The 24544-nt window shown below is 57.6% G+C and carries 14 protein-coding genes and 3 pseudogenes; 14 read left to right on the forward strand and 3 right to left on the reverse strand.

Features of this window, described 5'->3' with window-relative positions:
• The first annotated feature begins 10 nt into the window (after positions 1 to 10).
• The 3 genes from LOY35_RS12975 (at position 11) to LOY35_RS12985 (ending at position 11747) form a co-directional block, all read left to right on the forward strand.
• Entirely contained in the window at positions 11 to 949 is a 939-nt protein-coding gene (locus LOY35_RS12975; RefSeq protein WP_258633021.1) for a LysR family transcriptional regulator, read from the forward strand.
• Positions 950 to 1270: 321 nt separating this feature from the next.
• On the forward strand, positions 1271 to 11488 hold the full coding sequence (locus LOY35_RS12980; RefSeq protein ID WP_258633023.1) for a filamentous hemagglutinin N-terminal domain-containing protein: 10218 nt from the start codon (positions 1271 to 1273) through the stop codon (positions 11486 to 11488).
• A 7-nt stretch (positions 11489 to 11495) separates the two neighbouring features.
• The gene (locus LOY35_RS12985; RefSeq protein WP_096480655.1) at positions 11496 to 11747 is read left to right on the forward strand and encodes a hypothetical protein; all 252 of its coding nucleotides are present in this window, start codon (positions 11496 to 11498) and stop codon (positions 11745 to 11747) included.
• A 56-nt stretch (positions 11748 to 11803) separates the two neighbouring features.
• On the opposite strand, the gene LOY35_RS12990 is transcribed toward LOY35_RS12985, so the two are convergent.
• Positions 11804 to 12031 (reverse strand): hypothetical protein, encoded by a 228-nt coding sequence (locus LOY35_RS12990; protein ID WP_258633026.1) that lies wholly within the window; start codon positions 12029 to 12031, stop codon positions 11804 to 11806.
• Between the two features lie 149 nt (positions 12032 to 12180).
• Between LOY35_RS12990 and LOY35_RS12995 the strand changes: the two are divergent.
• From LOY35_RS12995 to LOY35_RS13030, 8 genes and pseudogenes are all read left to right on the forward strand, one after another.
• Positions 12181 to 13565: pseudogene (locus LOY35_RS12995) on the forward strand (IS4 family transposase).
• Positions 13566 to 13637: 72 nt separating this feature from the next.
• A pseudogene (locus LOY35_RS13000) lies at positions 13638 to 14339 on the forward strand (transposase).
• Positions 14340 to 14474: 135 nt separating this feature from the next.
• Complete coding sequence (locus tag LOY35_RS13005) at positions 14475 to 14768, forward strand: hypothetical protein (protein WP_258633028.1); 294 nt, start codon at positions 14475 to 14477, stop codon at positions 14766 to 14768.
• 26 nt (positions 14769 to 14794) lie between these two features.
• Positions 14795 to 14917 (forward strand): toxin C-terminal domain-containing protein, encoded by a 123-nt coding sequence (locus LOY35_RS13010; protein WP_408981254.1) that lies wholly within the window; start codon positions 14795 to 14797, stop codon positions 14915 to 14917.
• A 1-nt stretch (position 14918) separates the two neighbouring features.
• Positions 14919 to 15110 (forward strand): hypothetical protein, encoded by a 192-nt coding sequence (locus LOY35_RS13015; RefSeq protein ID WP_258633029.1) that lies wholly within the window; start codon positions 14919 to 14921, stop codon positions 15108 to 15110.
• Between the two features lie 72 nt (positions 15111 to 15182).
• Positions 15183 to 15383: pseudogene (locus LOY35_RS13020) on the forward strand (transposase); the annotation flags it as partial.
• 965 nt (positions 15384 to 16348) lie between these two features.
• A complete protein-coding gene (locus LOY35_RS13025) occupies positions 16349 to 16777 on the forward strand; it encodes an Sbal_3080 family lipoprotein (protein ID WP_258633031.1) in 429 nt (142 codons plus the stop codon).
• Positions 16774 to 17205, forward strand: a complete 432-nt coding sequence (locus tag LOY35_RS13030) for a DUF2846 domain-containing protein (RefSeq protein WP_258633033.1) — start codon at positions 16774 to 16776, stop codon at positions 17203 to 17205. The genes LOY35_RS13025 and LOY35_RS13030 overlap by 4 nt, the downstream gene beginning before the upstream one ends.
• A 62-nt stretch (positions 17206 to 17267) precedes the next feature.
• On the opposite strand, the gene LOY35_RS13035 is transcribed toward LOY35_RS13030, so the two are convergent.
• On the reverse strand, positions 17268 to 17540 hold the full coding sequence (locus tag LOY35_RS13035; protein WP_258633595.1) for a hypothetical protein: 273 nt from the start codon (positions 17538 to 17540) through the stop codon (positions 17268 to 17270).
• A 692-nt stretch (positions 17541 to 18232) separates the two neighbouring features.
• Here LOY35_RS13035 and LOY35_RS13040 point away from each other — a divergent pair.
• The 3 genes from LOY35_RS13040 (at position 18233) to LOY35_RS13050 (ending at position 21976) form a co-directional block, all read left to right on the forward strand.
• Positions 18233 to 20122, forward strand: a complete 1890-nt coding sequence (locus LOY35_RS13040) for an ATP-binding protein (RefSeq protein WP_258633036.1) — start codon at positions 18233 to 18235, stop codon at positions 20120 to 20122.
• A gap of 166 nt (positions 20123 to 20288) precedes the next feature.
• Complete coding sequence (locus tag LOY35_RS13045; protein ID WP_258633038.1) at positions 20289 to 21527, forward strand: porin; 1239 nt, start codon at positions 20289 to 20291, stop codon at positions 21525 to 21527.
• An 11-nt stretch (positions 21528 to 21538) separates the two neighbouring features.
• On the forward strand, positions 21539 to 21976 hold the full coding sequence (locus tag LOY35_RS13050; RefSeq protein ID WP_258633040.1) for a phosphate ABC transporter substrate-binding protein: 438 nt from the start codon (positions 21539 to 21541) through the stop codon (positions 21974 to 21976).
• A 4-nt stretch (positions 21977 to 21980) separates the two neighbouring features.
• On the opposite strand, the gene LOY35_RS13055 is transcribed toward LOY35_RS13050, so the two are convergent.
• The gene (locus LOY35_RS13055) at positions 21981 to 24353 is read right to left on the reverse strand and encodes a bifunctional diguanylate cyclase/phosphodiesterase (RefSeq protein WP_258633042.1); all 2373 of its coding nucleotides are present in this window, start codon (positions 24351 to 24353) and stop codon (positions 21981 to 21983) included.
• Between the last annotated feature and the right edge of the window lie 191 nt (positions 24354 to 24544).

The raw sequence follows: 24544 nt of genomic DNA on the forward strand, positions 1-24544 counted from the left end.
CAATCACCCTATGAAAAAGTCACCCCTCGACATTCCCTGGAACCAGCTCCATTGGCTCACCGTGTTGTCGGAGCAGGGCAGCTTTACCGCGGCGGCACGCCGTCTTGGGGTCAGCAAGGCGGCGATGAGTCAGCACATCGCCGAGCTGGAGCGGCAGGCAGGGATAGCCCTGGTGCAGCGAACCACGCGCAGCGTGCGCCTCACGGATGCCGGCCGTGGCTTGGTCGAGGAAACCCGCACGGCATTCGGTGCAATCGCCCATAGTTTTGCCAGTGTTCAGGACCTTGCACAAACGCCTCGGGGATTGCTTCGGATCACGGCCCCTGTCGCATTGGCCCGGCAGCAATTGGTTCCCAGGCTGACGACCTTCTTTCAGGCCTATCCGGAGGTCCGCGTTGAGCTGTCCATGTTGAACAACATCAGCGCCCTGGCGACGGAAGGATTCGACCTCGCTATTCGCCATACACAGACTCCACCGGACACCCATGTTGCCTTGCCGCTTTGCCGCACACGCACGCTCCTGGTTGCCAGTCGCGAGTATTTGGAGCGTCGCGGAACTCCTACGGAGCCCCACATGCTTGCGGATCAGGATTGTCTTTACTATCTGCGCCAGGGTCAGCCGGTCTGGCATTTCGTACCAAGGAACGCGGCGCCTGATCATCCTCGTACGACGGTGCCGATCGTCGGCGTATTTTCCGCCAACAACAGCGAAGCGTTGCGTGAGGCGGCACTTTGCGGATTAGGCATCACCTTGCTGCCGGACTTCAGCGCGCAAGCCGCGCTGCGTGACGGCTCGCTCGTCGAGGTGATGCCCGACTGGGAGTCGACCGGGGCGTTCGCTTCCCACTTGTTTGCCATTCGCCCTTACTCCGCCCATGTGCCACGGGCGGTGAGTGTGTTTACGGCCTGGCTGCGGGAGACGTTTGCAGAGGGCTTTGTGGCGGATTGATTATGTGTTGATGCCAACCACTTGTGGGAGCCGAGCCTGCTCGCGATAGCGGTGGGTCAGCTTGCATCGATATTGAATGTGTTGCCGTCATCGCGAGCAGGCTCGCTCCCTCAATTTCCGAGCTGTTCGCATACATCGCATACACCCTGAATCCCTGTGGGAGCGAGCCTGCTCGCGAAGGCGGTCTTCCCCACACCCCCTGGTTTTCCGACGAAACCTCTCCCTTCCGATAAATCAAAAGTTGACGCCAAAATGATGGCTATCTACCATCGCGCCACTATTTTGATGGCACTTCTGCGCCCCTCGTAACGAGACCTGATCATGGACGACCGCCAATACGCCTTGCTGGCCCGCCAACCTTCCGCTGCCCTGCAAAACCGCGAACGGTTCTGCGGCATGCCCAAGCGCGGCCTGGCGTTTTTGCTGGCCAACGTCATGTTCTGGCAACCGATGTGGGCCCAGGCTGGTGGCATCGTCGTCAGTGCGCCGGGCACCAGCCTCGGCCAGGCGGGCAACGGCGTGCCCATCGTCAACATCGCCAAGCCCAACGGCAATGGTCTGTCCCACAACCGGTTCAAGGACTACAACGTCGGCAGCAACGGCGTGATCCTCAACAATGCCACCGGTCGTACTCAGTCCACCCAACTGGGCGGGATCATCCTTGGCAACCCGAACCTCAACGGCGCGGCCGCCACCACCATCCTCAACGAAGTCAACGGCGGCAGCCCTAGCCAGTTGCGCGGCTACACCGAAGTGGCGGGGCAGTCGGCCCACGTCATTGTCGCCAACCCCTATGGCATCACCTGTAACGGCTGTGGCTTCATCAACACCCCCCGGGCAACTTTGACCACCGGCAAACCCATTGTGGAAAACGGCCAGGTGAGCCGCTATCAGGTCGACCAGGGCAACGTCACGGTCGAAGGCGCGGGCCTCAATGCCACCAACGTCGACCGCTTCGAAATCATCACCCGCAGCGCCAAGATCAACGCCGAGATCCAGGCGAAAAACCTGACCATCATCGCCGGCCGCAACGACGTCGACGTCACCAACCTCAACGCCACCGCCCGCGCCGACGATGGTAGCGTCAAACCGCAACTGGCCATCGACTCTTCGGCCCTGGGCGGCATGTACGCAGGCGCCATCAGACTGGTGGGCACCGAGGCCGGTGTCGGGGTGAAGCTGGACGGCAAGCTGATCGCCAGCGGTGGCGATATCCAGCTCGACGCCAACGGCCATCTGAGCATGGTCGACACCTCGGCCACCGGCGCGGTCACCGCCAAGGCCGCCAGCGCCAATGTGCAAGGCGCGGTCTACGGTGCCAGCGTCAACGTGCAAACCAGCGGCGCGCTGGACGTGCAGCAGAGCATTGCCGCCCGTGACCAGATCAGCTTGAGCAGCGGCGGGCAGTTGACCAACAACGGCGTCATCGAAGCTGGGGTCAATGCCGATTCCACCCGTAACGCCAAGGGGGATGTGAGCCTCACCGCGCAGCATCTCAACAACAGTGGCAAGAGCGTGGTCGCCAGCCGCAACCTGACGGCCAACGTGGCGCAGACCCTGAACAACCAGGGCGGAACGCTGAGTGCTGGGCAGGCCTCGGTGGTAAAAGCCGGGACCCTCGATAACCAGAACAACGGCCGGGTACTGAGCAACAAAACGCTGACCGTCACCGCCGACACACTGCTCAACACCCAGGGCGTCGTCAGTAGCAACGGCAACCTGACGGCCACTGTCGGGCAGTTGAATAACCACGACGGCGAAGTCTCCAGCGCCGCGACCACCCAGCTCATCGGCAGCACCCTCGACAACAGCGACGGTCTGCTCAGCGGTGACGTGGCCCTGAACATCGGTTTGATCGGGGCCCTGAACAACCGGAATGGCGTGTTAGGTTCTGGCGCCAAGCTGACGGTCACGGCCGCCAGCCTGGACAACCATGCCGGCCAGATCCAGTCCGCCCAAGACATGCAACTGACTGTGGGGGTCCTGGACAATAGCCAGCAAGGCCTGCTCAGCAGCCAGGCAGGACTGCGGGTGGATGGCACGCAACTGAATAACACCGGCGGCCTGCTCACTGCGGTTGGCCCGGTGCACCTGGAAACCACCGGCGTCGATAACAGCGGCGGGCGCATCTCCAGCCAAACTGACCTCACCGCAAACGTCGCCCAACTGACCAACCAGGGCGGCGAATTGGTTGCCCAGGGCCTGTTGACCGTCAGCGGTCAGAGCCTGGATAACCGCAATGGCGGCCTGGTCGGTGCGACAAACGCGCTGACACTCGACGTCGACGCCGTGGACAACCGCGGCGGGGAGATTTCCAGTTCGCTGGGGATCGACATCGACGGCGAGCGCCTGGACAACAGCGACAATGGCAAGGTCCTGGCCGGCACTGACCTGGGGCTGAAAGTCGCGGAAATCATCAACCAGACCAAGGGCCTCCTGTTCAGCACGGGCACCACCACGGTCGTCGGGAAAAGCCTGGACAACAGTGGCGGCAGTCTCGTCGCCGATCAAGGCCTGGATATTCGCCTCGACAACGCCTTGACCAACGTCGCTGGACTGATCAGCAGCGAAGGCACCCTGAGCGCGAAGGCCGGCAGCCTCGACAACACGCAAGGCAGCGTCTCCAGTGCCGGCGCCCTAGGCCTCACGCTCGACAATGCCTTGCTCAACCAGGGCGGCGAGATCCTCACCGACGCCGGCCTCACCGTCAAAAGCGCCAGCCTCGACAACCGCAATAACGGCACCATCAGCGGCAAGCAAGGCGTACTGGTCGAGACCGGCGCGTTCGACAACAGCCAGTCCGGCCGCCTGAGCAGCGCCGCCAGCCTCGACCTGACCACACAAAAACTGACCAACCAGGACGGCGGCCGCATCGCCAGCAACGGCGCACTCACCGCCAACGTCACCGGCCTCGACCAGCAGGGCGGCCAACTCTTCAGCAACACGGCGCTGACCCTGGACCTCAAACAGGGCCAACTGAACAACCAGGGCGGCCTGATCAACGCACCGCTGCTGGTGCTCAAGAACCTCAAGGGCGTCAACAACGACGGCGGCGAAATCTCCAGCGCCCAGACGTTCACCCTGGCCGCGCAAAGCCTGAACAACGACAACGGCAAACTGCTGAGCAACCAGGCCCTGACCCTGCGCATCGATAACGCCCTGACCAACCTCAAGGGCCTGATCGCCGCCGCTGCGCTGGACGTCGAAGCCGCGAGCCTGAACAACAGCGGCGGCACCCTGACCAGCCGCGCCAACCTCGACCTGGCCCTCAGCGGCTCACTGACTAACCAGAGCAACGGGCTGATCAGCGCCACCGATGCCTTGAACCTCCACACCAGTGACCTGAACAACCAGCAAGGCTCGTTGCTGGGCAGCGCCATCGCCATCGACTTCGGCGCCGCCACCGGCGACCTGAACAACAGCGCCGGCCTGATCACCACCGCCGGTGTTCTCAGCCTCAAGCACCTGCGGGACCTGAACAACCAGCACGGCGAGATCTCCAGCAGCCAGAGCCTGGACCTGAATGCCCGCGACCTGGACAACAGCGCCGGCCAACTCATCAGCAACGGCGTGCTGACCGTGGGCGCCCGCGACGTCATCAATCAGGGAGGTCTGCTGTCCGGCTTCAAGGGCCTGGGCCTGACCGCCACGAGCCTGGACAACCGCAACAGCGGCACCCTGTCGAGCCGCGATGAAGACCTCAGCGCCACCCTCAGCGGGGCGCTGCTCAACGGCAATGCCGGCGCGCTGGTTGGCAAGAAACAACTGACTGTCAGCGCCGCCAGCCTGGACAACGGTGGCGGCATTCTTTCCAGCGGCGGCGACCAGACCCTGACCGTCACCGACGGTCTGCTGAACAACGCCCAAGGCGGCTTGATCGACAGCGGCGCCGCCCTGGTCATCAACGCCATGACCCTCGGCAACGCCGGCGGCACCGTCAACGCCCAAAATGCCCTGAGCTTCACCGGCACCGACCTGGACAACACTGGCGGCCAACTGATCGGCAACGCCGCCGTGACCCTCGACCTGCTCGGCGCCCTGACCAATACCAACGGCAAGATCGCCAGCGCCGGCCCGCTGCGGGTCGAACGCGCCACGCAGATCGACAACCAGCGCGGCCAGATCGCCAGCCAGGGCCTGCTGACCCTGCTCACCGCTGGCCTGGACAACCGCGATCGCGGCACCGTGGCCGCCAATGATCAACTCGTCCTGACCAGCACCGGCACCGTGCAGAACGACGCTGATGGCCTGATCTACAGCCAGAACGGCAGCGTGCAAATCGACGCCGCCAGCCTCACCAACGGCAAAGGCACCGTGCAGAGCCAGGGCGCCATGACCCTGACCGTCGCCAACGACATCGACAACCAGAGCGGTCGCCTCCAGGCCAAGGCCGGTGACCTGATGGTCGTTGCCCGCAACCTGGACAACCGTGGCGGCGTGCTCGCCAGCCTGCAAGGTCTGCTCACCACCCAACTGAGCGGCGTGCTGAAGAACGGTTACGACCTGAACAACAACCGCCAGGGCGGCATCACCCAGGCCCAGCGCCTGAACCTGATCGCCCTGGGCGGCCTCGACAACTACGGCGGACGCATTTCGGCCCAGACCGGCGACGCCACCGTCACCACCCGCAACTTCGACAACCGCAACGGTGGGCTCTACGCGAAGGGCAAGGTCAGCGTTACCGCCAACGATTTCGACAACAGTGGCGACAACGACGGGCAGATTGCGGGTAGTCAGATCGATCTGGATCTGACCGGGGCGTTGAACAACCGCCTGGGCATCATCGAGAGTGACAGCACCCTGGCGATCAAGGCGGCAAGCCTGGATAACCAGACCGGGCAGTTGCGGGCGTTGGGTACTAGCGGCAAGACCGAGTTTCAGATTGGTGGGTTGTTTGATAACCGCAACGGTACCCTGGAAACCGCCAACACTGATCTGACGCTTGGCGCTGCCAGCTTCCTCAACACCGATGGCAGCCTGCTGCACGTGGGCACCGGGCTCTTTGACATTTCTACTGCGAACCTCAACAACGCCGGCGGCAACCTCGTCACCCGTGGAGGCCTGACTCTCACCGCAGATAACTGGACCAACAGCAGTGTGATCCAGGCGGGACGGCTGACCGTCAACGTCAACAACCTCACCCAGACCAGCACCGGGCAGTTGCTAGCCTCCACCAGCCTGGTGGGCAGCGGAGGTAACTGGAGCAACGATGGTCTGATCGCCAGCGATGGTTCAATCAGCCTAGCGTTGGGTGGCAGCTATGGGGGTAGCGGGCGGCTGTCGAGTCTCGGGGGTATCGACCTGACTGCGGCGCAACTGAACCTGAGAGTCTCTTCCAGCATCGCCGGTGGAGATGACTCCACCGTCAAGGTAGGCGGACAGCTAACCAATGCCGGGCGTCTGACCTCCAATGCAAACCTGATCGTCCAGGCCGGCAGCCTCATCAACTCCGGAACTTTGGGTTCGGCCCGGAACCTCGTTCTGAAAACCCCTTCGCTGCTTAATGACCGTGGGTTGGTATTCAGCGGCGCAGACATGACGCTGGGTGTAGGTAACCTCACCAATCAGCGCGGCGATCTTTACGGACTGGGCAATGTCGTCATTGGAGGCTATGGCGGCGCGCCGAGGGCTGCGGGTGTCTACAACATTTCCGGCTCGATGGAGAGTGGTGGCGGGTTCACGATCAACGCTGACGCATTTGAGAATCGCACCGAAGGTGCGGTGATGTCGGCTGACCGAAAGCTGGTGTCGGGTCTGATCGCCGGTAGCTGCGGTGACTGCGTTGGGGATATCTACAGCATCTACATCATGGCGCGGGAAACCTTTCAAAGCACGGACAGCGACACCAGCGCCTCTGCCGTGCTCAACGTCGGCAAGGATTTCACGTTCCAGGGTGGAAGTTTCCTCAATAGCAAAAGCACGGTTGCCGCAGGCGGCAACATCAATATCACGGCGGACACCCTTAAAAATATCGGCGCAAAAAGCGGGACGATCGAACGCACCACGTCATATGTATTCGAACTGACCGATGGTGGCACTGGGCGGTTCTTTTCCAACGTCGTGATGCCATACAACCAGCGGAATAATCCTGACTTTCCGAATGTGTACTACGTAGTTGTCGGGAGTGAAAATCCGATCCGCAAAGCCATCCCTAAGTCGGTTCATGTCAGAGAGGGTGGTCGAGACGGAGAGACGTACGACACCGTTTCACTTACAGACACTGCAACCGGCGAGGATGTCAGCAAGCGCCGCTATGGCAGGGGGCTGTCAGGGCTGAGCTATGGTTTCGAAACCTCAATGCCATCCCTGTATGACCCCAATAACCTGCTCGAACTGCCGAGTCAGCTGACCCAGTACACGCCGCAGTCTGTTGTAGAAGTCGCCGTAGACAACACCGGTGCCATCGGTACGGCCACCGGCCGCAACGCCATAATCCAGGCCGGCGGTAACGTTTCGATCACCGCTGCCAAGGATCTTGAAAACAGTGTTATCCATGAAGACTACGGCTCTTCGGGTGGCACCAATAAAGTAGTCGATACAAAGGTTGCCGGCACCACCACTGCGGTCGTCCGCATCAACAGCCAGTTGCCACCTGACGTCGCCCAACAACAGGTCAATCCGCTGACGTTGCCTGGTTTTTCTCTGCCAACCGGAGAGAACGGTCTATTCCGTTTGAGCGGTATAGGTAAAAGCGATTCCTCATCGGTCGGCCCGTCACCGACGTGGACCATCGGCGGCGGAGCCGTCACGGCACAAGATCATTTGGTTGCCGCGATCAACGGTGGCGTACGCGATCGGGTTATCGACACCTCGGTTGCACCTTCCGGCAGTACTCGCACGGTAGATACACTCAACCCCACGCCAACCGCTCCCCAGGTAACAGCCAACGGGCCGGCCACTCGCGTTACCGGCCTGCCGAACACCACGGCACCTTCCAACGCCCACAAATACCTCATCGAAACCAACCCGGTGCTCACCGAGCTCAAGTCGTTCATGAGCTCGGATTACCTGCTGCAAAACCTCGGCTACGACCCGGATCAAAGCGCCAAGCGCCTGGGTGACGGCCTTTATGAACAACGCTTGATCCAGCAAGCGGTCGTCGCCCGCACCGGCCAGCGCTTCATCGACGGCCAGACCACCGACGAAGGTTTGTTCAAGTATCTGATGAACAACGCCATCGCCAGTAAACAGGAACTCGGTCTGTCGGTGGGGGTAACGCTGACCTCAGAGCAAGTCGCCGCGCTGACCCACGACATCGTCTGGCTCGAAGAACACGAAGTGAATGGCGAAAAAGTTCTGGTGCCGGTGCTGTATCTGGCCCAGGCCGAAGGCCGCCTCGGGCCTACCGGCGCGCTGATCGCAGGCAAGGACGTGACGCTGATCGCCGGTCAGAACCTCGATAACGTCGGCACCCTGCGCGCTTCCAACAACCTGTCGGCGACAGCAGGCAAAGACCTGGTCAACAGCGGTTTGGTGCAGGCGGGTAATCGCCTGGACGTATTGGCGGTTAACGAGATCGTCAACAAATCGGGCGGCATCATCGCCGGTCGCGATGTGAACATGACTGCGCTGACCGGAGACGTGCTTGTCGAGCGCACCCTTACGTCGTCCGACGGCAGCAGCCGCTTCGGCACGGAGCATCACGACTATGCGGACAACGCTGCGCGCATCGAGGCGGCGAACAACCTCACGCTGGGAGCAGGGCGAGACATCAACGTAGTGGGAGGGGTGCTGCAAAGCGGGTTCGACATGAAGCTGGACGCCGACCGGGACGTGAACATCGTGTCCACGCAGGTCACCAACAGTGAGTCACGTGGCCGTAGATACAACAGCAGTGACATCACCCAACTCAGCGCCAGCCTAGACGCGGGACGCGACTTCTCAGCCCAGGCGGGGCGCGACATCAATGTCATCGCCAGTCAGGTCGATGCCAAGCGCGACATCGCCATGGCCGCGACCCAGAACCTCGGCATCAGCTCGGCGGCGGATGAAGAGCATTCTTTGTCGAAAAGCAAAAAAGTGACCCGCCAGGAAGATCACGTCAGCCAGGTCATGTCCGGTGTCACGGCGGGCGGCGATGTGGACCTGAGCGCCGGAAAGGACATGGCGCTTGTCTCCAGTCGCATCAGTGCAGGTGACGAAGCGTATCTGGTGGCGGGTGAGAACCTCGACGTGCTGGCGGCGCAGGACAGTGATTACTCGCTGTATGACAAGAAGAAAAAGGGCAGCTTTGGGAAAAAGCAGACCCGACATGATGAGCTCACCAAGGTCACTAACGTGAGCAGTCAGATCACCACGGGTGGAGATCTGACGCTGGTGAGTGGGGATGACCAGCGTTATCAGGCTGCCAAGTTGGAGAGCGGTAATGATCTGATGTTGCAGAGCGGTGGGGCGATTGTTTTTGAGGGTGTGAAAGATCTCCACGACGAGAGCCATACCAAAAGCAATGGCGATGCTTTCTGGACATCATCGAAAGGAAAGGGCCACACCGACGAAACCTTGCGCCAGACGCAAATAGTCGCCGCCGGCAAGATCATGATCCAAGCCGTAGATGGCCTGCAGATCGATATCCGGCAGGTCAATAAGGAAACGGTCAGCCAATCCATCGACGCGATGGTCAAGGCGGATCCGAAACTGGCCTGGCTGAAAGAGGCTGAAGCGCGAGGAGATGTGGATTGGCGGCAAGTGAAGGAGATTCATGAGTCGTTCAAGTACAGCAACTCTGGGCTTGGGCCTGCTTCGCAATTGATCATTGCTATCGTTATGGCGGCCGTTGTCGGGCCTGCTGCCCTGAGTGCTTTTGCAAGTCTGGGGTCCATCGGAGCCGCAGGCCTTGCAGCGGTGGCGACAGGTGCTGCGACGAATGCGACGACTAGTTTTATCAACAATGGAGGAAATCTTGGGGCGGTGTTCCAGGACGTGACGTCTTCGGATGCGCTTAAAGGTTATGTCATTTCAGGGGTGACGGCTGGGTTAACAGCTGGTGTCTTTGACGGCATGCTGAAAACAACGACTAATCCGGTTACGGGGAAAGTTACCGTTGACCTGAGCAGTCTGGATGGGGTTGGTCGGTTCGCTGGAAATCAGATTCTGCAAGGCGAAACATCTGCGTTGCTGAGCAAGGCGCTCGGGCAGGGGGGGAGCGGAAGTGACGCGCTAAAAGCGGCCTTATTCAACACGTTGGCGGCAGCTAGCTTCAATGCGGTAGGTGGTTATACAAAAGGAGTAATTGACGACGGCTCTCTGCAAAAAATCGCTATACACGCCATGGTGGGAGGCTTGCTGGCTAAAGCCACTGGCGGGGACTTCAAAACAGGCGCCTTGGCGGCAGGAGCGAATGAGGCCCTGGTAGCAGACTTGGATAATCTGGTTAAAGGTAATGAGAACCTCTTGACGATGAGTTCTCAGATTGTTGGGATCTTGGCCGCCACTACGCAAAAAGACGTTGATGCGAGCACATTGGAGAAAGCTGCGTGGATCGCAAAAAATGCTTCGCAATACAACAGGCAGTTGCACAAAGAAGATCGTGAACTCGCCCAACAACTGGCGGCTCGCAGTGGTGGAAAATACACGGTCGAACAAATCGAAGAACAGCTGCGTCTTTCCAATGTTGAGGGCACTGACATCCGTGCAGGCGACATAGTTACCACCAAGGATGGCATTTACGATTCTTCGGCAAAATGGGTGGACCTGGGTAACGGCCAATTTGTCCAGCAGTTAGCAAAGCCCGATCTGGATCTCATAGCTTTTATCCAAGCGTCGACCAGCAATTACACATGGGCGGCGTTTCCTGCTGCCCCTGATTATGACTGGAGCAAAGTACCCAATGTCAGCGATGAGGTTCGAGATCGTCTCTCGGGGCGTGTGCTCGATGCTGAGGGTGGCTTCCGCTCGCCTGTTCTTGTAGATGGAGAGGCGTTCAATCCGCGCTTTCTACCTTGTGGTGACGCTTCGTGTGTTGCAAGCGGTGGCGCCATTGATCTGAAGGATCCAGAAACGCAGCGTTGGATCAGCGCAGGAGACGCAAAGGCGGCGAAAGATGCCTTGGCAGTTGGGGCGCTCGTGCCTTTGCCTATGGCGTGGGTGGGTAAGGTCTTGGGATCTGTTTTTGGAAGAGGAGTTGCGAGGGAGGCGATAGGTGAGGCAAGCTTGGCTGCCGGTGCAAAAGAAGTAGGAGCTGTAGGACAAAAGCTGCCCTCTGCTTTGCCAGAAAACTTGACTGGTTATGCGAACCCGAAGGATATCCGGTTCACGCAAGATAGTGTTTCGAACACCTTTAAAGATGGCCAAACTCTTCAGTCAACAATTGACGGGCTGAAGTCAGGGAAAATCTCTCCAGATGACTTGCCTCCTATCCGGGTATTTGAGAAGGACGGAGCGGTTTACAGTTTGGATAATAGACGATTGCTTGCAGCGTCTGAGGCGGGCGTTCCAATCAAAGTTGTTCCCGCTACGCCAGCGGAGGTTGCCAGGGAGGGATGGAAAATGACTACGCCCAATAATGGTTCGATTATCTGTGTTCGAGGCGTTTGTAAGTGAGGGTTGTATGAGTTTTGAACGAGTTAGAGATATACAGACAAAAGAAGATCTTGCGGATTTTGTTGGAGAGTTTCGAGAGGGGTTGGTGCTTAATCCCGATGACTGGGAAAATCCGGACTTAGAGAGGTTTCTAGCTGCAATGGAAGCCTGGATTCGGTCAATAGATATGTATGCAAAAAACTCTGGTGATAGTGATGTTACTAGCCCTAGCTGGAGTACTTTTGCAAAGATATTGTGTGCTTCGAAAGTTTATGAGTAGTTGTTCTGCATAGCCTTCACTCAACACCGGCCTCGTGCCGGTGTTGTTTTATCCGCTTACTGCAAAATTTCCCTTCCTTCACTGTTCGCCTTGGTCGTAGCCTGAGCGATCAGGGCATCGAGCATATGCGCAACGAATTTCTGTTGGCTCTTAGGTAGCTGGTCGATGGCTTCCAGTTGCTGTTGCCATTTCGGAGCCGGCCCACGCTTACGCACAGTGGTTTCCTGCTGCTGACCAAACAGCTCTTCGAGTGTGGTCGAAAGCAGCCGGGCCAGCTCTGGCAACGCCGCTACCTGAAAAAAGGGGACAGATTTGAATGGCACTTACTTAACAGCTAACTAGCTGATACGACTGCGAAAAAATAAAAAAAGGCTGGCCTTGGTCTACGGTGATAGTTGCGAACACACACCGATCAAGCAAGGACACAGCCCGAGTGAATCGTAGACGCCAAATCGTCCGACATCAACAGCACCGTATGCGCCAGCACGCCATGAACAGCAATGTTCATGCTTTCTTCAAGCTGCTCTCCGATCCAGAGTTATTGCGGGTGTCGAGTCGTCGATACCCAAGCATCGCCAGCGGCTATTTCCCCCGACCGAAACGCTGTCCATGTTTTTGTCCCAGGCAATGAGCGCCGATCGGTCCTGCCAGAATGCCGTGAATGATTTATCTATCAAACGCTCCTGCGAAGGGTTGAAACCCAACAGCGTCCATACGGGGGCCTACTGCAGAGCCAGAGCGCGGTTGCCGGTGGAGATGGTTTCAACCTTGTTGCGTTCCACCGGGTCATCAATGAGCAACCGGGGTCCGTCATCGTGGCGTTGGATGGGGCGACCAGTTCGTCTCGTGGATGGCACTACGGTGACCCTGCCGGATACGCCGGCCAACCAAGAGGCCTACCCGCAATCTCGTGGGCAGAAGGCAGGACTGGGCTTTCCCATCTGCCGTTTAGTGGGGATCGTTTGCCTCGCCAGCGGTGCTGTTCTGGATGCCTCGTTGGGACGTTTTCGCGGTAAAGGAGGCGATGAGCAAACGTTGCTCAGAACCATGCTTGATACCTTGGAACGGGGTGACATTGTCCTAGGCGATGCCTACTACGCTACCTACTTTTTGTTGTGTGAACTGCACCGTAGGGGCGTGGACGGGGTGTTCGAACAATACGGCGCTCGACGGCGCAGCACGGATTTTCAGTTGGGGAAGTCCTTGGGGTCGGAAGATCATTTGGTTGAACTGAAAAAACCAAAGGCAAAGCCGTCCTGGATGAGTCAGGCCTATTACGAAAGGGCACCTGAAACGCTGACGGTACGTGAGTTGAAGGCCGGAGGGAAAATCCTGGTCACCACTTTGAGTTGCCCGCAGCAAGTGCCCAAAGCGTCCCTCAAATCCCTGTTCAAGGATCGATGGCATGTGGAGTTGGATCTGCGCAACCTCAAGACTACGCTGGGGCTTGAAGCACTGAGCTGCAAGACGCCGGATATGGCCGTCAAAGAGTTATGGATTTACTTGTTGGCGCACAACCTGATACGGATGCTCATGACGCAATCAGCTCTGTTAGTCGACTGCCTGCCTCGCGAACTGAGCTTCAAGCATAGCCTTCAGCTGTGCCTTGCGTTGAGGCAGTACGGGGCTCAAGAGCAAGAGGACAAGATGCTGAATCTGCTTGAGCTGATTGCCCAGAAGCGCGTCGGTAAGCGTCCAGGCAGAATTGAGCCGCGAGCCATAAAACGAAGACCCAAGCCTTACCCCATGCTGATGAAAACACGTCGATCAGCAAGGGCCGAGGTCAGGAAGAATGGACATCCGAAGAAGGTTAAGTAAGTGCCATTCGGGACAGATTTGTTTTTTAATCCTCTACTACTCTGAGAGCTTCCACGGATGGAGGATTCAGATATGCCCAGAATGGGACGTATTGTTTTACCGAATTACCCACACCATGTCGTACAGCGCGGCCATAACCGTCAGGTGGCATTTGCGGTGGCTGAGGATTATCAGCGCTATCTCGCGGATCTGCGGGAGCTAAAGGATGCATTCGGCGTGAAGGTCTACGCCTATTGCCTGATGACGAATCATCTCCATCTATCGCTAGCTCCGGGGGAGTCGATCACTGGGCTAGGGCAGTTAATGAAAGCCCTGGCGGCGCGTGCGACACGCTATCGCAATCGATTGGAGGGGCGTTCAGGTACCCTATGGGAAAGCCGTTACTAATCCAGTGTGGTGCAGTCGGATGCCTACTTGCTTGCCTGTTGTCGTTACATTGAATTGAATCCTGTACGTGCTCATATAGTTGCTGATGTCGCAGACTATCCGTGGTCGAGCTATCGAAGCCGGACGGGTGATGAGCCTGATAGCTGCTGGTTGGATGCTGATCCATGCTTCGTTGCTTTGGGTGATACCGCGATGAAACGACGTCATCGGTACGAGGCGTTTGTACGCCAAGCGATTCCGGCTGATCAGATTCAATTGATCCGCGATGCTTTGCAGCGGGGTCAGCTAACGGGTACAAGTCGTTTCGTCGATGAGGTAGAGCGGATCGTTGGAGTGCGGGTAGAGCAGCGAGGGCAGGGCCGCCCAAAGACAGCGCCGGGAAAATAAATCTGTCCCCTTTTTCCGCTTTTTCCATGGGCGACCGGTTTATGAGTTAGATATTAATGGAAAGCCGCAGCGGATTGCGGTGACTGTCGGTAGCAACGGCTTTGTCGTCGGTGCGAACCCAAGAGGTAGCGTTAAATGAAGAATATAAGGTTGATGGCGGATTATCACTGTTATCCGCTTTGGAATATGTCCCTGGAGGAGTATGGGGATATGGCACCTAGCGAACTCCCTATTTCTGAGGAGTTGCAGTTAAGGCTATTGGCATGGGCTGCAACGTATGATGAAACACTAGATGTTGATTATCCTCCGAATTCTGGGTTCAAGAGCAGAGAACTAGAGCAAGAATTCAAGAGGGAAGGGGAACGACTGGTTGAAAATTTGAAGATTGAGCTTGGGCCGGACTTTTGTATTTCTCTGAAGGTTAATTAGAAAAAAGGGGACAGATTTATTTTTTAATCCGAGATCTTGATGGGCACAATGGCGGCGCCTGGAAAATGGCAGATGCAGTTAAGGCGCTTGGTCGAAAGGAGATGCGCTCAGGAACCTATGATATAAATTTAAAGCGTATTGGAGATTGATATGAGCGATAAGAAGAATCCTGATTGGGTTGGGCGGGGAAAGACGATTAAGCAGCTTATTTCTGAGTTGCAGTATTTTGAGAGTGAGAATTTATTGGTAGAAATATCAACTGATGATGGTGTTACGAAGATGCCTATTAGCTTGGTCGTGAAAGCTGGTGGAGTTTGCCTGTTGTTGAATTGCGGTCAATAAAGGAAAAAGGGGCGGCCCATTGGAGCGCGCTTCCGCGCCGAGGGGGAGCGTCATCTCCCTGAGCCCTCCCAGATTCTCCGTATTGTTTTACCGAATTACCCGCACCATGTCGTACAGCGCGGCCATAACCGCCAGGTGGTATTTGCGGTGGCTGAGGATTATCAGCGCTATCTCGCGGATCTGCGGGAGCTAAAGGATGCACTCGGCGTGAAGGTCTACGCCTATTGCCTGATGACGAATCATGTCCATCTATTGCTAGCTCCGGGGAGTTCCGGAGCTGAGAGCGCTGTCAATCAGGGCCGACTCAATGCTCAACTTTTGGCTGAAGAGGTCGCGAGTGGACATGCTTTCCAAAAACACGTGGTGGAACGGCAGGAGTTCTCTGATCTTGGTATCAGTACAAAAAGCCAGTTTCAGAGCTTTATTAAAAATATCGTTTATAATCCAGCAATCGAGCGCCGCCAATCTGTTGATGGGACGATGTACTATCTCGATAGCTCTACGAAGACTATTGTTATTCGAGGGCAGAGAGGCGAGGCAACTGCATTTGGGCCTGATCAAAAAGGCGGCGTCGGTTGGGATAACTATCTAAAATCTCAGGTCCCCAAAAATGAGTGGGTTAAAAAATAATTTGGATTTTATTGAGCTGAAGATTACACCAAGGGAACTTAGGTACTTTGTATCGTGTGGGATGGCTCTAATACAGAATGTTCCAGATGGTTCGTTGTCGACGTATTGTGGTTTCAATAAAGATGAAATTATTGAAATTTCTCTGCGGCTAAGAGAAGTGGCTGATAGATTAGGCGTTGATATGTAGTTTTGATGAGCAAAAAAAAGAGGCCCATTATCCGGTTCCAGGTCAAGGTTAATGGGTGTCTCCTTTCGACTAGGTAAAATGTGACAGTTTGAATAGGGCAGAAAAACGGGGGCAGAAAAACGGCAGAAAAACCGGGACAGACCCTGAGGGATCCCCAAAAATCTATCCCAGGCCCCGCATCTGTCGCATCGCCTCGGAGCGTAACGTTTGCTCGGTCTCCTCTAGCCCTTGTTGATCCTTTGGGAGTAATGGGGATAGGCCACGTTTTCTGCTCGCCGGTGTTGAAAAAGAAGGACACCCATTAGCCTGTTCCAAGTCAGGGTTAATGGGTTTCCCTTTCTCATTGACTAGGGAGCTTGTGTAAAATTACTATGGTGCCACTATTCTGATATCGTTTCGTATTCCATTCTAAGGACAGAACATGCTGCACAGAGCCATCACCACAGGTCTTCTATTGATATTAGCCGGTTGTACCAATGTCACAGTCGAGCCGGTCGCTTCTCAATACAAAATTTCGCAGCTTTGCATCGAAGAAAACCCGAAAGTGGTGACGTATGACTTCGTGGATGGCTTGCAAACACTACTGCACCAGCACGGCATCGAAAGTCGGCTTTACACGGCGCCCGTTCCAAGTAGTTGTGAGTACCGCCTTACTTACACCGCCATTCGTTCTTGGGACATTTCCCCATACTTGTCCGATGCTAGCGTCCGGCTCTTCAAGGGCGATCAGCAGATAGGTTTTGGGCAATACCATCTGGTGGGCGAGGGCGGTTTTGATCCGTCTAAGATAGCCTCGGTCGAGCAGAAAATGACGCCTGTGATTAATCAGTTGCTAGGGCAAAATAAATGAGTTCAATATCAAAAACTATACCGCTCCTATTGTTCATACTGCTGTTGGCCGGCTGTGCTCACACCAGTTCCAGTCAGCCATATTTCGAACCACCGCCGTTACCACAGGGCAAGGCGTTGGTTTACATGATGCGGACTCAGGTCCTTCAAGGCAGCTTTTATGACAGCGTGTTCAGCATCAATGACAGTGCGGTTGTGGGGCTCAATAACAAGACCTATTCCTGGGTGCAGGTGAGTCCGGGTCTGCATAAGGTATCGGCTGGGCCACGTCCGCACCCCAATAACGTATTTCTGAACCTGCCGGTCGAACCGGGCAAAGAATACTTTGTTGAATATACACAGGAGTATGCAGTCGAAATGATCCGGATACGGAACGCCGAGGAAGGGAAAGCGATGGTGAAGGGATACTCGTATATACCCGTCAAGTAGGAGCCTTCCTCAAATAGCATGAGTGCAAGCTAAACGGGCGACCTTGGATCGCCCGTTTGCATTTATTCGGCAGCCTGCTCCCGCAACCGCCTGCCAATCACATCCATCACATCACACCCATCGCGCAACGCTATCGTCAGCATTTTACAAAAGTCAGAGAGCACCACCGTATCCGAGCCGATATCGGAACGAAACGCAATATTCTCCAACACCTGGGTCACGCTACGAATACGGTAGTCGGCAGTTTCGAAGAGGACATCGAGCGGTGCTTCGGTGTCGATGAGAAGGGTAGCGGGGACGCAGTCGATGCCAGTGATAGGCATGTATCGATTCATTTTGAAGATCTCTGTTTGATTGGCTGAAGCCATCACCCAGTCGTCGCCAAACGATGGGTGGTGGCTGTACGCAGGTTGGCGAACCGATTACAGAGAAAACCGGCAGATCCGAAGATCTCCCGCGCACAGCCACCGCGGAATATAGCGGCTTTGCGGGTGCGTAGGTACCTGCAAATGAGCCGGTAGCTTTCGCATTCTCTGTATTCAGGTCGCCAAACCCGAATCGCCATTTCGGGCGACGAGAAAAATATAGACCCCACCACACAAGTACTACAAGCCACCACTTTCCCATCTTCACGTAGGAATTTGGCCCGCTTGCCGGTGATGTTGGTTGATGTTGTGTAGGCCTCGGCAAAGCACACGACTGCTGCGCAGCCGAGCGGGAGCAGCCGTCTTGCATGGATGTTTGAATGTGCTGCCGCCATCGCGAGCAGGCTCGCTCCCACAGTGGATTGGGCCATCCCCCGATGTTGTGACCAGCCCGAGATCAGGGTGGGAGCGAGCCTGCTCGCGATAGCGGTATCCCAGCAGCTTCAGGCTCGCCCCCGCATTTTGTGATCTATAGTTTCCAGCAAACCCATCGGCAATCTGCCTCGCACGGACGCCGCAAGAGACTCCTGGCATCTCCTTGAGCTCAAGCCCCGGCGGGTGCCCGCTAACCTGAAGTGCTGATACAACGCAGGGAGCAAAGCATGCTGTTTCAACGGCCCCATGGGCTGAGGTTGGTCTCCGGTATCACCCCGTCAACGGACACTGCCGCGGGGGGCGTGGGGCGGGCTTTTCGACGTGGGATGGCTCATGTCAAGGAAGCCTACGTCCTGTTTCCGTTGCTCGCCGTTCTGCTATTGCTGGCGATCTGGATGACGACGTTCTACCTCATCAACAGTGAGTTGGCGCGTGCCAGATACAACGCCGCCACGGTCAGCCAGGAAATCAGCGCCACCTACGAAGCGCAGATGTTGCGGGCGGTTCACGAGATCGATCAAACCCTCAAACTCGTCAAATACACCTACGAGGCCGAGGGCAAGCGCAACCCACTGCCCCGGCTCAAGGAGCGGGCGTTGTTGCCTCCGGCCCTGTTGTTTGATGTGAGTGTGGTCAGTGCCGACGCAAAGCTTGTGGCCAGCACCCGGGCCAACGAAACGGGGCCGGTCAGTGACCCGGATGAGCTGCGAACGCTGCGCAGCAATGATTCGCTGTTGATCAGCCTCCCCTGGAAAGACCCTTCGACGGATGAGTGGCGTCTGCGTTTCAGTCGTCGTCTCGATGCGCCGGATGGGTCGTTTTCGGGTGTCGCCAGGGTCGAGGTCGATGCGGCCTATTTCGCCAGCAGCTATGACGCCTCGAAACTCGGTGAGCGGGGTGTGCTCGGACTGCTGGGCACCGATGGGATCTTCCGGGTGCGACGCACCGGGGAGTCGATCCAGGCCGGCGATGCGGTCGATTATGGGGCGCTGGTCCCGGACAGCGAGGACACCCAGGCGCAGCTGCTGACCAACAGTTGGGACGAGGTGCGGCGTTATACCAGTGCCCGCCAGCTCTATGATCTTCCCCTGGCGGTGATCGTCGGGTTATCCGAAGAGGAACAACTGGCCGCCGTGACCGAGCTAGCCCACACCTATCAGTGGCGGGCCGCAGGAGGCAGCCTGTTGTTGGTGTTTCTGGTTGTCTTGCTGAGCCGGACGAGCTGGCAGCTGGCACAAAGCCGTTTGCGCACCGCCGAAGCCCAGACCCAACTGGTGGCTGTTGCGCGTCAGGCCGGCATGGCCGAGATCGCCACCAACGTCCTGCATAACGTGGGGAATGTGCTCAACAGCGTGAACGTCTCCGCGGAAGTGCTGACGCAAAAACTGCGTACCAGCAAGGCCTTGGGGCTGGGCAAGGCTATGCAGTTGATGAACCAGCATGCCTCGAACCTGGGCCAGTTTCTCTCTGAAGACGAGAAAGGAAAGCTGCTTCCGGGGTATCTGAATCAGGTGACGGAAGCGTTGGCTGTCGAACAGAAAAGCATGTCCGATGAACTGGAACAACTGGTCAAGAGCATCGATCACATCAAGGAGGTCGTCACGGCCCAGCAATCTTACTCGGGTGTATCCAGTCTCTGTGAGAGCGTCCAGGTCGAGCGTTTGCTGGAGGACGCGCTGCGCATGAACGCCGGCATCATCACCGCTCGCCGGGTCTCGGTGCTGAAGGAGTTTTCGGCAATGCCCGCAGTGCAGCTGGACAAGCATCGAGTGCTGATGATCATGGTCAACCTGATCAAGAATGCCTGCGGCGCGATGGTCAATATGTCGGATCGATCGCCGCTGATCACTCTTCATACTGAGTTGACGCCGGAGCACAAGCTGATCATTCAGGTGGTCGACAATGGGGAAGGTATCGCCGAGGAGAACCTGACGCGAATTTTTGCCCATGGTTTCACCACTCGCAAAGAGGGCCATGGTTTCGGTTTGCACAGCTGTGTCCTGGCGGCGATGGAAATGGGCGGTGTGCTGAGAGCCCAAAGCGACGGGCCGGGGCAGGGTGCCACGTTCACCCTGGAACTGCCCATCAAAGCCTTGAGCCAGGCGACCCTCGCATGATCCGGGCAGATAGAATTTTGTCGTCTACAATTCGCTCATGGTATTGAGCCGACGTCATAAGGACTGGAACGAATGGTGGCAATCCCTTCAGGCAATCTCGAACAAGGCCCCAGCGCGATAGCCTGCCTGGATGAGTGGGTTCTCCTGTCGGGGCTGCACTGATTCCATGGCTCCCCGATTCAATCCGCTGGCCCTGGCCGTGATGTCGCTTTATGCCTGCACGGCCAACGCCGCCGATGCCGACGGGCCGACGTTTTCCGTGAGCAGCTTCGGCACGGTCGGTGTGGTTCATTCCAGCGAGAAGAAAGCCGATTTCGCCTCCAGCATCTATAAGCCCAACGGCGCCGGCCACACGCGCAGTTGGAATGCCGATATCGACAGCCTGGTCGGTGCGCAAGTGACGGCACGCTTCACTCCGGAACTCTCGGCGGTGGTGCAGGTAATTTCTGAGCAGCGTTACGACAACAGCTATCGCCCCTACGTCGAATGGGCAAACTTCAAATATCAGGTCACACCCGATTTCAGCCTGCGTATCGGCCGTACGGTGCAACCGGCCTTCCTGTTCTCCGACACCCGCAAGGTCGGTTATACGCTTCCCTGGGTGCGCCCCCCGGGGGAGGTCTACAGCATGATCCCCGTCACCGCGACCGATGGCATGGACCTCAGCTACCGGCTGCACATGGGCGATGTCATCAGTACCGTACAAGGCAACGTCGGTCAGAGCACGGTCCGGATGCCCAATGACACGGGCGAGACACGGGCCAGAGGCTCATGGGGTGTTTCCAACCTGACCGAATACGGTGCCTTGACCACGCGCATTACCTATCAGCACACGCGCTTGACCTACGAGCCGTTCAATCCGCTCTTCGATGGTTTCCGGCAGTTCGGCGAAGACGGCGACGTCATCGCCGACCGCTACGACACCAAGGGCAAGGACTTCAATTTCGTCGGTGTCGGGGCCATCTATGATCCCGGCGACTGGTTCGTCATGGGCGAGTGGGGGCATTTCGATAGCCATGCGGTGTTTGGTGAGGTGAGTGCCTGGTATGTCAGCGGTGGATACCGGATCGAGGCGTTCACGCCTTACATCACGTATGCGCGGTCAAAGACACTGAGCGACACGTCCAGCGAAGGGCTGGACACCTCGACATTGCCCCCGGACCTGGCCGATGCCGCGGGGGAGCTCAACGGAACGCTCAACTCCATCCTGGGCGCCGGCAGCCGCCAGCAAACCCTGTCGCTGGGTGTACGCTGGGATTTCACGAAAAACATGGACGCCAAATTGCAGTACGACCACACCCGGATGGATGGCATCACGACGGGCCCGCTGACCAACTTCCAGCCGGGTTTCAAACCGGGCGGCTCGTTCAGCGTGCTCAGCCTCGCTGTCGATTTTGTTTTCTGATGAGGCCGATCATGGGGTTTCTCAAGCGCGCCGGATGCGCCGTGGCGGGAATCACCTTGTGCGCAGGCAGCACGTTCGTCATGGCTGATGTGGTGGTGATCGTCTCGACGGCCAACCCGGTAAAAACCCTGGCGAGCAACCAGGTGGCGAATATTTTCCTGGGCAAGGCCAGTCGCTTTCCCGAGGGCGGGCAGGCCATTCCAATCGACCAGCCTGAAGGCGCTGCCGTGCGCGATGAGTTCTACACCCGATACACCGGCAAATCCGCCGCACAACTCAAGACGCACTGGTCAAAAATCATATTTACCGGTCGGGGCCAGCCTCCGGATACTGTTTCGAACAGTGCGGAAGTCAAGACGCACGTGGCCGGTAATCCCGCTGCCATTGGCTATATCGATGCGCGCGAAGTGGATGACAGCGTCAGGGTAGTGCCGGCCGATCCGCAATGAGCGGCTACACGTCCGTGTTGGTACGCACCGTCTGTGCTTGCAGCAATACCTTGAACTGATCGGCAGGAACCGGCTTGTTGAAGTAGAACCCCTGGAATTCGTCGCAGGCGTTGTCCCGTAGGAAATCGGCTTGCTCCTTGGTTTCCACGCCCTGGGCAACCACGGTCAGGCTGAGGCTCCTGCCCATGGTGATGATGGCTTCGGTCAAGGCTCTGTCTTCTGCCTGGCTGGTGACGTCACGGATGAACGAGCGATCGATCTTGATCGAGTCGAGCGGGAACTGTTTGAGTGCCGAGAGCGAGGAGTAGCCAATACCGAAGTCATCGATGGCGATCCGGATATCCAGTTCCTTGAGGCCGGTCAACACCTGCAGGGTCTTCCTGACATCCTGCATGAGCAGGCTTTCGGTGATCTCCAGCTCCAGCAGACGGGCGTCCATGCCGGTGTCGGTCAGTATCGTCGCGAGGTCGCTCAAGAGATGTTCATCGACAAACTGGCGGGCCGTCAGGTTCACGGCGATGCACAGGTGCGGCAGGCCCTGTTGTTGCCAGGCCACGTTTTGCTCGCAGGCAGTCCTGAGTACCCACTTGCCGATGGGAACGATCAGGCCGGTCTCTTCGGCAACCGGAATGAACTGCATGGGAGCCACCAGCCCCAGGTCAGGATGCTCCCAGCGCAGGAGGGCTTCCATGCCGGTGATCTGGCCGCTGCGAATATCCCGCTTGGCCTGGTAATGCAGCCGGAACTCGTTACGTTCCAGTGCATGACGCAAGCCGAATTCCAGCGTCTGGCGTTCCAATGACTCCGCGTTCAGTTTTTCGGAATAGAACTGGAAGGTGTTTTTACCTTGTTGCTTGGCCTGGTACATCGCGATATCGGCGTTTTTCTTCAGGGTCTGTTCGTCCTGGCCATCCCGGGAAAAAAGACTGATACCGATGCTGGCGGTGACCCGGAATTCTTTCCCTCGAAGATTGAAGGGGCGGGCAATCGCGGCGAGGATTTTCTGGGCGGTGGCCGCCACATACTTTTCATCAGACAACTGTGGCAGCAACACCACAAACTCGTCACCACCCAATCGGGCAACGATATCGCTCTCGCGCAGACAGGCCTTGAGGCGGTTCGCGACTTCTTGCAGCAACTGGTCGCCGGCGTCATGGCCGAGGGTATCGTTGATTTGCTTGAAGCGGTCCAGGTCGAGGAACAGCACGGCCATTTGTCGCTGATAACGATGGGCTTCGTGGATGTGCTGAATCAACAATTTGCTGAACAGGCTGCGATTGGGCAGTGCCGTGAGGGCGTCGTGATAGGCAAGGTATTCGACACGCTCGGCATAGGCCACCTTGGCTTCGGCGGCCTGCAGCCGGCTTTGTGCAAGCTGCCAGCTCATTCGACTCAACAGGCCGGCGAGCAGCACCAGCAACAGGCTGACACCCGCTGCGCGCCGCAGATAGGTCTGGGCTTGCCGGTTCACGACCACCAGTTGTTCTTCTTCGGATAAGCCGACGATCACTGCCAGGGGAAGGTCATAGAGCTGGCGTGCACTGGTATAACGCCGCACCCCGTCCCAACTGTTGGTCAACAACGATGTCTGGATGTCTTCGGTATCCGGTACCAACGCCTCATAGTTGACCGTATCGCCGGCCTGGATCGACTCCCCGGTGCGTCGCACCCGGAAGATCCCATCGGTGCCCAGCAGTCCGAGCACACCCCGCTCACCGAGTTTCGAGGCGTCATAGCTGCTGGCGAAATAGGCCGCATCGACCTCGACCCTGGCGATGCCCGAGAACGTGCCATCCGGCGTGTTGAGGCGCCGGCTGAAGCGCAAGCGCCATTCCTCGGTCAGGGGATCCTTCCACGGGCGGCTGATCAGCAACGTGTCGTTGTTGCGCAACGTCCGCAGTTCATCCCGATCTCTGACGGGGTCCGTTTCGTTCGCTCGGGTGCTGGCCAGCAGCTTGGCGTCGACGTTGACCACACTGACATCAAACAGCAGGGCCGGCGGCAACAACGCCCGCTCCTTGAGCCGGGGCAATGGGGTGCGTTCGCCCTCGGCCTCGTAGGCGTATTTGACGAGCTTGAGGGTTTGGTCGATCTCCCGGACCGCACGCAGTATCTGCGCTTCGTAGGTGGCGCCGATTTCCTGGCTGACGGCGGCGGCGTTGCGCTGGGCACGGGTCTGCTCGACCTTGATGAGGTAGAGGGTGGCGGACCAGAGAGCGAACAAGAGCAGGGCGGACAACAGCGGAAGCAGGATATAGGCTTCCCTGAGGTGGCCGAGCCGATCACGGAAGACATGGCTCGGTCCCTTGGACGCGGTGTACTCGGATGCCGTGATACCGGGAGCCAGTCTCAGTCCACTTGTCCGTTGGATCGACATGATGTGCTCCCTGAATGACACCCGCGCGTCCGTACGAAAAAACATCAATTGATTAGAGGGAAACTATAGACCAGATATTCTCCTTGTTCCGCACGAGTCAGCGGGGGTGCGACGTCTCGCTAGATCCCCTCGTCAGGGGACAATGCTATTCACTTAAGGCAGTAGATGAACCTGTGGCGAGGGGATTTAGC

Origin of the sequence: Pseudomonas sp. B21-028, assembly GCF_024749045.1 — a bacterium.
GTDB lineage: Bacteria > Pseudomonadota > Gammaproteobacteria > Pseudomonadales > Pseudomonadaceae > Aquipseudomonas.